This window comes from Betaproteobacteria bacterium (genome assembly GCA_016713305.1).
Lineage (GTDB): Bacteria > Pseudomonadota > Gammaproteobacteria > Burkholderiales.
In genome coordinates, this window is record JADJPK010000010.1 from 247,046 (window position 1) to 261,047 (window position 14,002).

A 14,002-nucleotide genomic window follows, 5' to 3' on the forward strand; every position below is an offset into this window, starting at 1 on the left:
GTCATCGTGTTCCGGCTGCCTGCGCCTCCAACCGATTGATTTGACTGAGCCCGATGCCCTCTCGTCCTGCCGCCCTCGTCCTTGCCATCGCCGCAGCGTGCGCGCTGCTGCCCGGCAGCGGCGCGGCCTGGGCGCAGGCCGACATCTACCGGTGCACCGGCGAGGACGGCGTTCCGCTGTTCACGAACATCCCCAACGACCGGCGCTGCCAGGTGGTCATCAAGGGTCCCAAGGAAGCCGGCACGAGCCCTGTCGCGAATCTGGTCCAGGACCGCAGCGCCCGGCGCATCCCGCGGGCGGCCCGCTCGCGCTACGAAGACCAGGTGCTGGCGGCCTCCCGGGAACACGACGTGGAAGCGGCACTCATCCACGCCGTGATCTCCGCGGAATCCGGTTACAACCCGCTCGCGCGGTCGGTGAAGGGGGCCAAGGGCCTGATGCAGCTCATTCCGGAAACGGGCGCTCGCTACGGCGCGACCAACCTCCTGGACCCCAAGCAGAACATCGACGCCGGCACCCGCTATCTGAAAGACCTGATCGTGATGTTCGGCAACGACCTTCGCCTGGCGATCGCCGCCTACAACGCGGGCGAAGGCGCGGTGATGAAGTACGGCACCATCCCCCCTTACGCCGAGACCCGCCTCTACGTACCCAAGGTACTCGCCTACTACAAGCGCTATCGGGACGCCGCGGCGGCCACCAACGCGCGCATCCAGCGGACGACGCGGCCGGGCTGACGCATCGCGGCTGTCCTGTCCGGCCGACCCGCTACATCTTGAGCGGCCCGAGCGCGTCCGCAAAACGGCGCGCGCATTCGAGGCCGAAGGCCGTGGGCTCCATCGACGGCGAGCGGTCGAACACGTCCTCCCCCAGTCCCATCCGCAGCGCCGCCATGCGCTTGCCGTAGCAGACGAGGCTGTCGAGCGACTGCATGCCGAACACGACCGCCGGAAGCACCTGCTGGTAGAGAGCCTCCGCGACATCCTCGTCGCCCGATCGCATGGCTTCGTAGATCTCCACCTGCCAGTCGAACGTGTCGGTCGCGGGGATCATGCCGGCGCAGCCCGCCCGCAGGTTGTCCGGAAGCTCCTGGCCATTGCGGCCGTTGAACACGGCGACCCTGCCGCCCGTGGCGGCGACCACCTGCTGGACGTGAACGACCGGACCTTCGCCCTTCAGCACGGTGAAGTTCCGGTGCGCACTCGCCAGCGCGGCGATGGAGGCGGAGGACAGGCCCACGCCGATGTATTCCGGCGCATTCTGGATCGCCACCGGAATGTCCAGCGCGGCCATCACGTGCGCGAAGTGTTCCGCATAGTGTTCCTCGGGAAGGCCACGCTCGGGCGGCGGCTGAAGAATGATCCAGGCGGCGCCGCGATCGGCAGCCCACCGGCCGAACGCGGTCTGCTCCTGCACCGAACCGGGCGCCACGGTCACCGCCAGAGGAACGCGCCCCTCCAGATCCGCGGCTGCCCATTCGACGAGCAGCCTGCGCTCTTCCGGAGAGAGCTTGCCGACCTCCGTCGCCAGGCCCAGGATCGCCACGCCGTGGGCACGGCCGACCAGGGCCGCATGGATCTGCCTTCGCATGGCGTTCCGGTCCAGTCTTCCGGCACGGTCGAAGAACGCGTACATCATCGGGTAGATGCCGTGAAACGGAAGGGACGGGGTCATGGGCCGGTCGGTCGCTGAACGGGAAACGGTGGCGAGGATACTGCCGGGCCGCAGCGGTGTCCTGATATATCTCACGTCCAACCGCGGCCGGAACCGGGTCGTTCGCGTCCCCGTTCCCTCGCGGTGCGGGCAACGCCCATCGCCGGTCGGGTAACATCGGCCCGGTTCCGATTCCCTTCAAACCGCGAGACGCCCATGCTGCGCAACGTGCTCCTGATCCTGTCGCTGGTCCTGCCCACCGCCGTCCATGCGCTGACGCCCGACGAAGTGATCGCGGCGCTGGCGGACCCCGTCAACAGCACCGGCAACGTGGCGGATGCGGTCGACGAAGCCACCGGCGCGCGCGGCTGGATGAACCCGGACATGAAGCCGATCCAGCAAGGCAAGATCGTGGGGCGTGCCGCCACCGCGCTGATGCGGCCGGTGCTCAAGAACGGCGGACGCAAGTACCGCAGCCACCTGCTGGAGATCCTCGATCAGGCCGAGCCGGGCAGCGTGCTCGTCTATGTGATGCAGGACGGCCTGGACATCGCCGCCATGGGCAATCTCATGGCCACCACGGCGAGGGTCCGCGGCCTGGCGGGTGCCGTGATCGACGGGGCGGTGCGGGACGTCACCGAGATCCGCGAGATCGGCTTCCCCGTGTGGTCCCGGCGCGTGAGCCCCGCCACGTCCGTGGGACGCATGATCAGTGTCGACAAGCAGATCCCCGTCCAGTGCGGCGGGATCACCGTCAACCCGGGCGACTACCTTGTGGCCGACGCCGACGGCGTCGTGGTGGTGCCCCAGGGCGCGGCGGAGCGGGTGGTGGAACTGCTCAAGCAGTACGCCGACAAGGAAACGAAGATGGTGCCCATCATCAAGGAGCACAAATCGATGCTGAAGGCCCTGGAGATCTACAACCGTTACTGAGGACCGGGGGCGGCCTCGCCCTCTCCGCCGGGGACCGGTTCCGTGGCGCGACCTGCCGTCTCCTCCAGCTCCCGACGCCAGCGCGCCTGATCCGGCGAACCGTCAGGACTCAGATTCCAGTTGCGCAGAAGCGATTCCAGCCGATCGAAATGACGGTGGGCCGTCTCACGGTCCGGGAACGCGGGACACCGCGCGAGCGCGTCCTCCACGAGCCCCAGCAGCACGACCTGCCGCTGGCGCGGCACTGAGGCGTCCACCGGATCGAAGGCGTCCTGCTGCAGCATCACCCGGTCAACGAGGTTTGCGCCGAGCCACGCAGCGAAATCGTCGAGCGTCACACCGTCCTCCCCCGCCACGCGCATGAGATCGGCGGCCTCGTGTCCGCGCCGCAGCCGCTGCATCATCGCGTCCACCCGGTCTGGCCAATCGAGCCCGGCGTGCTCGGCGAACCAGGGCTGCAGCAAGTCGAAGTAGCGGCTCCACGACAGCAGCGGATCGAGTGCCGGATAGGCGCGCCGGTGGGCGCGGTCTGCGGACAGCCCCAGGAAGCATCTGACGGTTCCCAGTGTCGCCTGCGTGACGGGTTCTTCGAAACTGCCACCGGCCGGCGAGACGGTTCCGATCAACGTGAGACTGCCCTGTGCGCCTTCAGGGGTGCTCAGTACGCCTGCACGGTCGTACAGGCTGCGGATGTTCGAGTCCAGATACGGCGGATAGGCCTCCTCGCCCGGGATCTCCTCCATCAGGCCGGAGATTTCCCTGAGCGCCTGCGCCCAGCGCGAAGTCGAGTCGGCAAGCATCAGCACTTGCAGGCCCATCTGACGGTAGTACTCGCCGATGGTCAGTCCCAGGTGCATGGACGTCTCTCGCGCAGCCACCGGCATGGACGAGGTGTTGCACACGATCACCGTGCGGTCCATCAGCCGCCCTCCGGTTCGCGGGTCGGGCAGGGATTCGAAGGCCGCGAGCGTTTCCACGACCTCCCCTGCGCGTTCGCCACACGCCACGATCACCACCACGTCCACGACGCTGTGCCGAGCGATGAGCGACTGCAGCACGGTCTTGCCCGCGCCGAACGGTCCCGGGATGCAGGCTGTGCCGCCACGCGCGATCGGGAAGAAGGTGTCGATCACGCGCATGCCCGTGTCGAGCGGCTCATGAGGAAGCAATCGGCTCGCCGGACCGCTCTCGAAGAATGCGTTGCCATAGGGGTCACGCATGGGCCAACGCCGGCCCAACGGCACGGAGATCTGCGCACGTGCAGGTGTCTCCAGCAACGCGACTTCATCCCAGAGGCGGACAGGACCCGACACGATCCTGCGCACCATGGCTTCCCGCCCCACGGCGGCAGGCGCCAGGACACAATGCGATACATGGCCCTCGAGGACCGTTCCGAGCCGGGCGCCGGATTGAACGCTCTGGCCTTCCGACACCTCGGCACGGAACAGCCAGGACCGCGCCTCGTCCAGCGCGGGCAGCTCCGAGCCGCGCGGCAGGGCATGGCCGTGGATACGGGCGATGTCGCGGAGCGGGTTCTGGAGGCCGTCATAGATGCGTCCCAGCAGTCCCGGTCCCAGCGTGGCGGACAGCAGCCGGCCTGTGAACTCGACGGGCGAGCCCACCTGGACACCCGACGTATCCTCGAAAACCTGCAGCGTGATCGTATCCGCCCGCACCCGCAGCACCTCTGCACGCAACCGCAGGTCACCTATCCGGACGGCCGCTTCTTCGTTCTTGCGCACGACACCGCTTTCGAGCCGGGCGGTGACGAGGCTCTCCGTAGCGCGGAGCACGGCGCCAGTCGCAGTGACGGTGTCTTCACGCATGGGAAAGATCCGCCGAGTCGGCAAGACGGCGCGTCCAGGTGTCCAGCGTGATTCGGGTCGCCGCCGCGTCTTCCCCGAGCCGCTGCGCGAGGATCCGCCACTGCAGCCGGTAAGCGATGACGCTGTCGAGAGTGAACCCCGCGCGCAGTCGCAGCGCAGCGAGATCGTCCCACAGCAAGCGCATCATCGAACGGTGGACCGCCCCCGCGTGACCCGCTTCGAGTCGTGCGCGCACATCGGCAAGCCACGGAAGACGCCCGCCGGATCCGAACGAGGGGGCGCTCCAATTGCGGCGCAACTGCCCGGCCCAGGGACCCGGGCACCACCGGCCCTCCGGAGGCGCGAGCCCTGCACCGCGCGTGCGCAGGGCGGCAAGGACACTGCGGCGCTCCCATTCACGCGACACCACGGCCGTCATGGGACCGGGCTGCACTTCCTCGCGATAGCGTTCGAACCGGTCCACCGCGAGCGCGTCGATTCCGGCAGTGGCGCGTTCATCCGTGCGAAGAATGTCCTCGGTCGCAAGGAGCAGCGCGGCGTCCGATCCGTGAAGCCAGGACAGGCGCCGCCCGAAACTGTCCTCCGACAAGGGCAGAACGGTGGCACGGTCAAGATCCGGCATGATCGGCAGGCTGCCGATCAGCAGGTAGGGAACGGAGTGCCGCACCGGTCAGTCCATGCCCGTCAGGACGGCGACACCGGCCTGCTCGAACACTCGCCGGAGCGCCGGCGACAACCGCTCGAGCAGCAGGTCCGCGATGGCATCATCGTCCAGATCGAATGCAACGCCGTCCGCGTCGAGCCGCAGGCGGATTCCCTTTCCACCGGGACGGCCGGACAACTCGAGGCCCTGTTCGCGGAGCGCGTCGGCAAGCAGGTCACGCAGTGTTGCATCGAGCTTCGGCGATTCGGGCAATTCCACTTCCGCAGCCCGGCCCGCAGCTGCGGCCACCGCAGCTTCGAACGCAAGCGACCGGAGCCATTCCTCGTTGTCGAGCCACGCGCGCGCGCCGCAAAAGGAATGTTCGAAGGTGCGCTTCGATGGACTCGCGCATGAGCAGTACGGCATCGCGCAGCGCGAGATCGAGCGCGCCGCGTGCGGCAGCCGCCTCGCGCTCGGTCTCTGCCCTCGCGCTTCCGAGCAGGGCGTCCGCCTCGGAACGGGCCTCCGCCCGCGTCAGATCGGCTTCCGCGCGGGCGGTCGCGACGATGCGCTCCGCCTCCTTCCGGCCCGCTTCGATGCCTTCGGCCTGCAGCCGTTGGATGAGCCCGTCGACTCCGCCCGATCTCGTTTCGCGCGCGTTCATCCTGCCGGAATCCTTTGCACGAGCACGAGTGCAAAAGCCAGCGCGAACACGGCGAAGCCCTCGACCAACGCCGCCGGCGCAGCCGACAACCCGAAGATCTCGTGCTTCGATTTCGCCACCTGGATCGCGGATGCGCAGCACTCGCCCTGGTAGATCGCACTCATCATCTGAACGATGCCGGCAAGGATGCCGACCGCGAAGAGCGCGCCGGCGTTCTCTCCCGACACGGGACGGTTCAAGGCAAGCATGATGACGACACCGTAGACCGTCTGCGAAGCAGGCATCGCGGCCAGCCCGATGTACCTGCCGTACCCGCCATCCACGTCCAGCAACGCACCGCACGCGACCTGCCCGGCCCGTGCGCAGCCCACGATGCTCCCCAGTGCAGCAAGCGCCAGCGCTCCATAGATGCCGGTCCAGCCCAGCGCCTGCGTCGTCAGATCCGACATGAATGCTCCCTCTTCGCAAACGGACGGAAAGGAGTGCCCTCGCTCCAGACCGCCCAATTGAAGAATTCGACATAGTTGAGCCTCAGTCCGTGGACAACTGCGCCCGCAGTCGCCAGGCCGAGATTGAAGGCGTGCCCGGCGATCAGAATTCCGCCGGCCAGCACAGCCCCGAATGCCGGCACGTGCTCTTCGACTGACTGCGCCAGATCGTTGAACGCATCGCCGAGCTGCGCACCGGCCAGGGCGAGGGCAAACAACCGCAGGTACGAAAGCGTGTCGCCGACGGCCGTCAGGGCCCGGAATCCGAGTGCCAGCACCGCACTCGCTTTTTCCAGTATCGAACCTCGGCTCAGCGCGGTACCCAGCAGGGCAGTCGCACCGAGAACCAGCAGCACCCATCCGGCCGCTTCGAGACGCGCGCTGTCACGCAACGGTCCCTCGCCCAGCCAGAGCGTGGCGCCGCCAGCCAGGGTGAGCATCCAGCCCACCGCCAGGATTGCCTCTGCGCTGGCGCGCCTGTGCCAGGCCGTGAACAGGTTGGCAAGGATGAGGTGGGCCACGCCGGTCAGCACGGCCACCCGCATCGCGACCGAAGCGTCCTGCAGGGGCAGCACGTGCAGGCGCCCCGCGACGCCGTCGGCCGCCGGCATCACGCCGAACCAGCTTCCACAGAGCGCTCCCCAGACGAAGGCGAATCCCCCTGCGCCCCACGCGACGCCGGCAAGACCGCGGCGGAGAGGTGGCCGTCCGGAGTGACGGGAAGACAGCGCGAGCGCAGTCAGCCCCGCGAGCACGACCAGTGCGTAGCCCGCATCGGCGAGCATCATGCCGAAGAACACGACGAAGCTCAGCGCCACGACGCCCGACGGATCCCAGACCGAGTAGGCGGGCGTGAGATAGAAGCGCACCAGCGCGCGGCCGCCGGAACTCCATTCTGTTCCCTGCAGCAGCGTCGGCGGATTGTCGCCATCCACCGGCTCGCGGAAGACGGCCGCGCCGCCACGGTCACCCACGGCCCGCAGCAATGCGTCCCGATCCGCACGGGCAATCCAGCCTTCGACGACGAAGATCCCGTCGAACCGGTGGGGACCCGCTGCAACCGCCCGGCGCTCCGATTCGTCCTCGAATCTCGCCAGATCCCGTTCGAGCCGGCCGCTCCAGGCCGCCAGCGCGGCACGCTCCTCCTGCAGCGCAATCATCCTTTCTTCCACCGTGTCGCGCCGCGCCCGGAGGGCGGACGGCCCCGGCCCGTCGACGGACACGGATCTTCCGGGCATGCCGGCGGGTTCTTCGCGGCCCGCCACGACGACGCACGCGATGTCCTTGTCTACGCCGGCCTGCTGCCACGCCACGTCCGGAGGAATCCGGGACAAGGCATCCCGCGGCATACGATAGAACCAGAGATTCAATCCGCTCGACGACATCGCATCGCCATCGAAATCGCCCCACACGGCAAGCTCTCGCAGACGCACCGAAATGGAGTCGCGTTCTTCTGCGAGCCGGCGCAGTTCGTCCTTCACCGCCCCGACGCGGTCCTCCAGGACCGACGTCTCCGGTTCGCCGGCATCGTCGGTCACCGCGGGCGAGCGGGTGGGGGCGGCTCGAAGAAATGCAATGAGGCCACGGCGACTCGCGGAGTCGCTCCCGGTGTCACGGGCGGGCGGCGGATCCAGATGCATGCGACCGAAAGTCTGCAGTGCGTCCAGCACCGCCCAGCGGTCGCGTTCGCCACAGCAGACGGTCGCACGACTCAGGGCGGCAATGCTCACGCGTCCCCCCCGCCATGTGCCGTGCCGCTTCGCTTGCCTGGCACGGACGAGCGCATCGCGTCCGGCATCGGATATGGCGACGACAATGCGCCGGATGCTCGCTCGGACCTCGGGAATCAGCACGCGCTCGAACAGGTTCACGCGGCGTACGGTCTCCGTCAGGGCTTGTTCGAGGCGGGCAATCCGGATGCGTTCGACACGTTCCCGCACACCGAGGACCGTCAATGCGCGTGCGTACTCGACCAGTTCGTCGGTCCAGACGGGTGACGAGAGGAACCCCCGTTCCGCCAACCCGGACACGGTGACGCCGCTGATGCAGGGAAGCCTGATTCCGTAACGGAATTCGTGCGTCAGATTCACGGCCGTCACGTCGAGCGCAGGCAGTGCGGGCGACCGTGCCACCATGGGCACACTCCGGGCAGCGTCGTCCAGCGCCCGCTCACGTTCGCGTTCGATGGTGACCAGCCGCCGGCGGGCCACGCTCACCTCTTCCGAGATCTGGCGCCGCTTCATTTCGAGCGACGGCAGCACCGTCTCGTACCGGGCCAGTCCCTGCCGCAGCCGTGCCAGCGCTGCCCGATCGAGCCTGCCACCGTCCATTGCGTCAGAGGGGCGCCGAAACCGGCAAGTACTTGCGCAGGAGTGCCTCGCGCACCGGCAATTCCTCCGGGCTGAAGCACTCCGCCAGCAGCCGCCATCCATCGTCGAGCGACTGTTCCAGCGTCCGGCGGATCGACCGGTGCATGAACACGGCGCGGAAGCGCTCGGCGAACCGGAGCAGCCGCCGGTCCCGTCCCGTGAGGTCGAACGCCATGGACCGCTTCCGCTCGGCATCGGCGGCATCGGCGTACAGCTGCACCAGCGCGGTCGCGAGCGGTCCGTGATCCTCCCGCGTCGCGTGTCCGATCACGTGCTGCTTGAGACGGGACAGCGAACCGAACGGATCGATCATTCCGTTGCGCAGATAGAGCTGGCCTTCGGTGATGTAGCCGGTGTTGTCGGGGATGGGGTGGGTGAGATCGCCTCCGGGCACGGTGGTGACCGCGAGAATCGTCACGGAACCGTGATCGCGAAAGTCGCAGGCACGCTCGTAGCGGCGCGCGAGCTGGGAATAGAGGTCGCCGGTGTATCCGCGTCCCGCAGGGATCCGCTCCAAGGCAAGCCCCACCTCGCGCAGTGCATCCGCATAGGCGGTCATGTCGGTCAGCAGGACCAGCACACGCTTGCCCGCATCCACCGCGAAACGCTCCGCGACGGTCAAGGCAAGGTCCGGCACCAGCAGCCGTTCCAGGACCGGGTCGCCGCCGAGATTGACGAACGAGACGGTGCGGTTTCGCACGCCCGCATCGTCGAACGAACGCAGGAAATACTGCGCATCGTCGAACGTGAGCCCGAGCCCGCCGAACACGACGACGTCCGCATCCGCCTGCAAACCGATCGTCGCCAGGAGTTCGTGCGCCGGCTCCCCCGGTGCGGCGAAGATCGGGAGCTTCTGGCTTTCGACCAAGCAGTTGAAGACATCCACCATGGGAATGCCGGTGCGGATCATTCTTCTTGCGAGGGTGCGCTCCACCGGATTGACCGAAGGCCCCCCTGCCACGATCCGGGGCTCGGCTGCGAGCGCCGGGCCGCCGTCGGCGGGGCGGCCATCACCATGAAAGACCCGGCCCAGGATGTTGCCGGAGAAGGTCACTTCCATGGGACGTCCGAGGAAGCGGGTGCGGTCCCGCGTGGACAGACCGCGCGTGCCCGCGAACACCTGCAGAGACACCCGGTCGCCATCCAGCGCAACGACACGCGCGAGGCGCGCCGCGCTCCCGTCGCCGCCGACGGCGGCCATCTCCCCCAGGAAAGGGCCCCGGGCCCGCACCACGGCGACGTCGCCGATCAGCGCCTCGATTCCCGTGTGATACCAGCCAGTCCCCTGCATGGGCGCTACCGGACCAGGTTCTGCGTGACGAGCCCCAGTTCGGTGATCTTCGCGCGCTTGAGCACGTCCAGCACCTCGATCATGCGCTGGTACTGGATGCGGGAATCGCCCTTCACCACCACCGGCAACTTGGGATCCGCCGCACGGTACTGCATGAGCTTCGACTCGAGCTGCGCCAGCGTGACGACTTCCGTGCCCAGATACACACGGCCGTCGGCATCGACCGTCACGGCCTTCGTCTTCGGTTTGGCGAGGCTCGGGGAACTGCTGGCCTTGGGCAGGCTGACCGCGATGCCCTGTACCGTCGCCGTGGCCATGATGATGAAGACGATGAGCAGGTTCCACGCGAGATCCATAAGGGGCGTGACGTTGAGCTCGTCGTACAGCTTGGTAGGCGTCGAGAAGAGCATGATCAGTCCTCGAAGTCGGCGGCAAGCCGGGCCACCAGACCCTCTGCGAAGACCTGCAAGGCCAGCGTCATCTCGCGGATCTTCGTGCCCAGGTGGTTGTAGGCGAACATGACCGGGATCGCCACCACGAGACCCGCCACGGTGGTCGTGAGCGCGGCGGCCACGCCGGGCGCGATGGTGTTCACGTTGACGTCGCCCACGAGTGCGATGGTGCCGAAGGTGATCATGATGCCGACGACCGTGCCAAGGAGCCCGAGGAACGGCGCTCCGCTGATGGCCAGCGTGAGCCGGACCATGCCGCGATTCATCCCGTTGACGGCTTCCACCAGCGACTGATCCACGGCGGATTTCAGCATCTGCAGCTCGTGCGGCTTGAGCAGACGCCCATGGTCGGGGCCGGACCGCTGCTCGAGGCGGTCCAGCGCTGCCACGCCGTTCGAGTACATCGCGTAGACGAGGGAACCGTCGAAGGCGCCCGCGTCCGGTTCCTCGCCCTGGACGCCGGCCAGGTCGCGCAGGCTCGCGGCGGACCGGAACCGTTCGAGGAATGCACGGTCCGCCGCGGCCGCGCGCGCGAGCTCGACTTGCTTGGAGACGGTGGCGCCTCCCGCGACGGTGCCGAGAACGACGATGCAGCCGATGATCACCCATCCGTCCAGGCTCACCGACCGGATCAGCACCCGGAGAACCTCCACGTACGAGCCGGCCGTCCCTGCTTCTTCCGCGATCACGGTGGCGAGGCGGCTGTCGGCGAACTGCTGCGCGGCGAGCGCAATCCACTCGGCGGGGCGCGCCAGACCGTCTACGCGCAACTCGTCGAGCGCTCCCGCGAACCCCGGCCGGTCGCCATGGGCGCCGAGCACGATGTCGCCCTGCACTCCCGGAAGTCCTTCGGGGAGTTCGGCCTCCAGCTTTCCATCGCGATAGATTGCCGTCCGTTGCGTGGTGACGACGACGGCAACGTGGTGCCAGGTGCCCGTTTCGACGGTTGCCTTCCCGGGCAGGGCGACGACCGTTCCGTCCGGGCGCTTCCACCGCGCGACGATGCTCTTTCCTTCGAGCGCGATCTCGAAAGGTCCCTGGGTGAACACGGCACCCTGCTGATCCGAGACGCTGCGCAGCCACAGGCTCGCGGTGAATCCGTGCTCCTGCGCCCAGGCAGTGGACGGGGCTGCGGGAATCACGACGGCGGACTTGGAATCGAACGAAACGGCGCTCCCGATGACACCGGGCTCGCCGGAGCGTGCCGTGCTCGCGGAAGCGTGGTTGCCATAGGCGCTCGAGTCCCGGGGCAGGGTCTCGTCCACGGAAAAGTGGAACACGCCCGCAGTGGCCGGATCGTAGGTGCCGCCCGCATCGGATCCGGGCGAGGCCTTGGGATTGCCGTGATACATCCAGATCGATTCCGGCCTGGATCCGAGGGCGGGAAGCAGCACCCAGACGACGGCCATTTCCTCCGGACCGCTGAACTTCTCGATATGGAACTTCAGAGGCGTGGCATCGTCGCCCGCCACGAATCGAACGTCGGCTCCGTCCGGACGCGCATCGGCAAAACTGAAATTCGCAAGCGTGAGCCTGAGGGGTATCGCAACGAGGGCGACCGGAGAACCCGGCAGCGCCACTCCAGCGGCAGAGGCATCGACCACGATCTTCTTGCGATAGGCCCACTCGCCGTTCCACCAGCCCCATGCCGGCTCCGCGGCGCCGAGCAGTGCCAGGAGCGTTGCAAGCAGCGTGAGAAACGCTCCGAGATTCGGGCGCGAACGCGAGGCCGCTGCCGGGAGATTGCCAGTCACTGTAGTTTGAACTCGATGGGTACGATCACGGTGAAATTGCGCCCGATCACTTCCTCGGGCGGCTCCGGCAACGAACGCAGCCGGCGCAGCTTCGCGAGGGCTTCGTCATCGAGCGCGGAGACGCCGCTGGACCGCGCCAATGCCACCTGCACGATCTTCGCGTCCGCGGACACGAGTACTTCGACGAGCGCCGTTCCTTCGCGCCCGTCCTGCTGCGCGCGCCGGGGATAGACCTGGTCCCGGCTCAACCGCTTCGACAGGGCGATCACGTAGCGCTCCAGCGCCTGCGGATCGACGATCGTCGCCGTCCCTGCACCGCCCCCGAGCCCGCGAACGCCTGTCGAAGAACCGCGCGCATTGGGATCGGTGACACCAGGCTGCCGGCCGACGAGGCCGAACGAGTCCTGGCCCGGGCTCGTGTCGCCCTCCATTCCCAGGCCTTCTGCAGCAGAGCCGGCATCCGGCGACCCGAGGTGGGCGGCGGGAGGCACAGCGGCAATCTCCGGAACGGCGAAATCCTCCTGAGGAACAGGACGCGGCGGGACTTCCACATGGGTCTCCGGCACCGGCACGGGGGGAATCGCCGGCGCAGGCGCGGGAGGTGCGAGCAAGGTGATCCGCATCGCGTCCCGATGCCAGGCGGCCCCGGGCGAGTCGACCACGTGCTTGAACGCGACGGCCCCCGATGCCACGAGCGTCGCGGCACCCAGCCAGTAGGCCCGTGTCCAGAAGGCCGGCGAGTTCATCCTCATGGCAGAGACGTTGCCAGATTCCCCTGCCCGCTTCTCGGGAGTTACTCCCGTGTCATCAAGGGAATTGTTCGCAGGTCCGTCGCACTTTTGATTTCGCTCAAACGAAGTCCCGCGCAGGGAGCCCGCGACCAGGCGAGACATCGCTGGATCGTAGGGGGAGCCGGCCGGCAGGGATCCTGTCCGCCGATGCGTGGCTCCCGCCCACCGCCCGGGATAAACTCCAGGGGAGGCGAATCGGGGGCGGCGTGGAAGCAGTCGACAGGGTGAACGAGGGCGCGGGCATTCGGGACCCGCAGAGGCGGCGATGGGTGGCAACGGGCTGCGGCATCGCAGCCGTCCTGGCTTGCGCGCCGGCTCTGGCGGCGCTCCCCCTTACTCCCTCGCAGATGCGCGGCCCCTTCTACCCGGCGACCCTGCCGCTGGACCGCGACAATGATCTCGTGACCATGGCAGGGCGCCCGGGTGTCGCGCACGGAACCATTCTGGATATTGCCGGACACGTCGTGGATGCCGCCGGAAAGCCCATCGACGGGGTGCGGCTGGAAATCTGGCAGGTCAACGGCCACGGCCGGTATCACCATCCCGACGACGATTCGGATCTGCCTGTGGACCCGAATTTCCAGGGATTCGGCAGCACGGTTTCGGACGCTGGCGGCGCTTATCGCTTCCGCACCGTCCGGCCTCTGCCGTACCCCGGGCGTGCTCCCCACGTTCATTTCGCGGTAAAGGTTCCGGGGCAACAGACGTTCTATACCCAGATGTATCTGCGCGGCGCTCCGGAGAACGCGACGGACTTCCTGCTGAACGGCATCGAGGACCGGCGGGCGAGGCAGTTGCTCGTCGTCCGGCTGGAGCCGTCTCCGAATCCCGGCAGCGCCCTCCTGGGCCGATTCGACATCGTCCTGGGGATCACCCCCGCCAACGGAAAACCTTGATGGATGGCGAACCGGAAGCCTTCGAAGCGATCCTGCACCGCCTGGAGGCGCTGCGCATGGAACACCGCGATCTGGATCAGGCCATCGCGCGTCTGGGGGAAACCCCGTTGCACGACGAACTGCAGTTGAAGCGGCTGAAGCGCCGCAAGCTGCTGCTCAAGGACCAGATGTCGTGGCTGGAGCGGCAGCTCGACCCCGACACGCCGGCCTGAGGGGTCCGCACGGGCGGCTTTCCGGCCCGC

The 14,002-nt window shown here is 67.9% G+C and carries 15 protein-coding genes; 4 read left to right on the forward strand and 11 right to left on the reverse strand.

Annotation, left to right across the window (positions count from 1 at the left end):
• Positions 1-53: 53 nt before the first annotated feature.
• Positions 54-737 carry a transglycosylase SLT domain-containing protein gene (locus IPK20_15150; protein MBK8017922.1) on the forward strand — a complete coding sequence of 228 codons (684 nt, stop codon included), beginning with the start codon at positions 54-56 and terminating at the stop codon, positions 735-737.
• Positions 738-768: 31 nt separating this feature from the next.
• Here the strand turns inward: IPK20_15150 and IPK20_15155 are convergent, their stop codons facing one another.
• Positions 769-1,674 (reverse strand): dihydrodipicolinate synthase family protein, encoded by a 906-nt coding sequence (locus IPK20_15155; GenBank protein ID MBK8017923.1) that lies wholly within the window; start codon positions 1,672-1,674, stop codon positions 769-771.
• A gap of 195 nt (positions 1,675-1,869) precedes the next feature.
• On the opposite strand from IPK20_15155, the gene IPK20_15160 reads away from it, so the two are divergent.
• Positions 1,870-2,586: an RraA family protein gene (locus IPK20_15160; protein ID MBK8017924.1), complete on the forward strand. Its 717-nt coding sequence runs from the start codon at positions 1,870-1,872 to the stop codon at positions 2,584-2,586.
• On the opposite strand, the gene IPK20_15165 is transcribed toward IPK20_15160, so the two are convergent.
• The 10 genes from IPK20_15165 to IPK20_15210 are packed head-to-tail and all read right to left on the reverse strand — an operon-like array spanning position 2,580 to position 12,825.
• On the reverse strand, positions 2,580-4,412 hold the full coding sequence (locus IPK20_15165) for a V-type ATP synthase subunit A (protein MBK8017925.1): 1,833 nt from the start codon (positions 4,410-4,412) through the stop codon (positions 2,580-2,582). The two genes, IPK20_15160 and IPK20_15165, sit on opposite strands and share 7 nt — an antisense overlap.
• Complete coding sequence (locus IPK20_15170; protein ID MBK8017926.1) at positions 4,405-5,079, reverse strand: hypothetical protein; 675 nt, start codon at positions 5,077-5,079, stop codon at positions 4,405-4,407. Before IPK20_15170 ends, IPK20_15165 begins: the two co-directional genes overlap by 8 nt.
• A 3-nt stretch (positions 5,080-5,082) precedes the next feature.
• A complete protein-coding gene (locus IPK20_15175; GenBank protein ID MBK8017927.1) occupies positions 5,083-5,328 on the reverse strand; it encodes a hypothetical protein in 246 nt (81 codons plus the stop codon).
• The gene (locus IPK20_15180) at positions 5,291-5,719 is read right to left on the reverse strand and encodes a hypothetical protein (protein ID MBK8017928.1); all 429 of its coding nucleotides are present in this window, start codon (positions 5,717-5,719) and stop codon (positions 5,291-5,293) included. The genes IPK20_15175 and IPK20_15180 overlap by 38 nt, the downstream gene beginning before the upstream one ends.
• A complete protein-coding gene (locus IPK20_15185; protein ID MBK8017929.1) occupies positions 5,716-6,168 on the reverse strand; it encodes an ATP synthase subunit C in 453 nt (150 codons plus the stop codon). The genes IPK20_15180 and IPK20_15185 overlap by 4 nt, the downstream gene beginning before the upstream one ends.
• The gene (locus IPK20_15190; protein ID MBK8017930.1) at positions 6,156-8,537 is read right to left on the reverse strand and encodes a hypothetical protein; all 2,382 of its coding nucleotides are present in this window, start codon (positions 8,535-8,537) and stop codon (positions 6,156-6,158) included. Before IPK20_15190 ends, IPK20_15185 begins: the two co-directional genes overlap by 13 nt.
• Positions 8,538-8,541: 4 nt before the next feature.
• Entirely contained in the window at positions 8,542-9,867 is a 1,326-nt protein-coding gene (locus IPK20_15195) for a V-type ATP synthase subunit B (GenBank protein MBK8017931.1), read from the reverse strand.
• Positions 9,868-9,872: 5 nt separating this feature from the next.
• A complete protein-coding gene (locus IPK20_15200; protein ID MBK8017932.1) occupies positions 9,873-10,277 on the reverse strand; it encodes a biopolymer transporter ExbD in 405 nt (134 codons plus the stop codon).
• Positions 10,278-10,279: 2 nt separating this feature from the next.
• The gene (locus IPK20_15205) at positions 10,280-12,073 is read right to left on the reverse strand and encodes a DUF2341 domain-containing protein (protein MBK8017933.1); all 1,794 of its coding nucleotides are present in this window, start codon (positions 12,071-12,073) and stop codon (positions 10,280-10,282) included.
• The gene (locus IPK20_15210) at positions 12,070-12,825 is read right to left on the reverse strand and encodes an energy transducer TonB (GenBank protein ID MBK8017934.1); all 756 of its coding nucleotides are present in this window, start codon (positions 12,823-12,825) and stop codon (positions 12,070-12,072) included. Before IPK20_15210 ends, IPK20_15205 begins: the two co-directional genes overlap by 4 nt.
• A gap of 245 nt (positions 12,826-13,070) precedes the next feature.
• On the opposite strand from IPK20_15210, the gene IPK20_15215 reads away from it, so the two are divergent.
• Both IPK20_15215 and IPK20_15220 read left to right on the forward strand, forming a co-directional pair.
• Positions 13,071-13,760 carry an intradiol ring-cleavage dioxygenase gene (locus IPK20_15215; GenBank protein ID MBK8017935.1) on the forward strand — a complete coding sequence of 230 codons (690 nt, stop codon included), beginning with the start codon at positions 13,071-13,073 and terminating at the stop codon, positions 13,758-13,760.
• On the forward strand, positions 13,760-13,972 hold the full coding sequence (locus tag IPK20_15220; GenBank protein MBK8017936.1) for a DUF465 domain-containing protein: 213 nt from the start codon (positions 13,760-13,762) through the stop codon (positions 13,970-13,972). Before IPK20_15215 ends, IPK20_15220 begins: the two co-directional genes overlap by 1 nt.
• Positions 13,973-14,002: the final 30 nt, after the last annotated feature.

Coding starts and splice junctions, on each gene's coding strand:
- IPK20_15150 (MBK8017922.1), top strand. CDS start 54: ATGCCCTCTCGTCCTGCCGCCCTCGTCCTTGCCATCGCCGCAGCGTGC.
- IPK20_15155 (MBK8017923.1), bottom strand. CDS start 1,674: ATGACCCCGTCCCTTCCGTTTCACGGCATCTACCCGATGATGTACGCG.
- IPK20_15160 (MBK8017924.1), top strand. CDS start 1,870: ATGCTGCGCAACGTGCTCCTGATCCTGTCGCTGGTCCTGCCCACCGCC.
- IPK20_15165 (MBK8017925.1), bottom strand. CDS start 4,412: ATGCGTGAAGACACCGTCACTGCGACTGGCGCCGTGCTCCGCGCTACG.
- IPK20_15180 (MBK8017928.1), bottom strand. CDS start 5,719: ATGAACGCGCGCGAAACGAGATCGGGCGGAGTCGACGGGCTCATCCAA.
- IPK20_15185 (MBK8017929.1), bottom strand. CDS start 6,168: ATGTCGGATCTGACGACGCAGGCGCTGGGCTGGACCGGCATCTATGGA.
- IPK20_15190 (MBK8017930.1), bottom strand. CDS start 8,537: ATGGACGGTGGCAGGCTCGATCGGGCAGCGCTGGCACGGCTGCGGCAG.
- IPK20_15195 (MBK8017931.1), bottom strand. CDS start 9,867: ATGCAGGGGACTGGCTGGTATCACACGGGAATCGAGGCGCTGATCGGC.
- IPK20_15200 (MBK8017932.1), bottom strand. CDS start 10,277: ATGCTCTTCTCGACGCCTACCAAGCTGTACGACGAGCTCAACGTCACG.
- IPK20_15210 (MBK8017934.1), bottom strand. CDS start 12,825: ATGAGGATGAACTCGCCGGCCTTCTGGACACGGGCCTACTGGCTGGGT.
- IPK20_15220 (MBK8017936.1), top strand. CDS start 13,760: ATGGATGGCGAACCGGAAGCCTTCGAAGCGATCCTGCACCGCCTGGAG.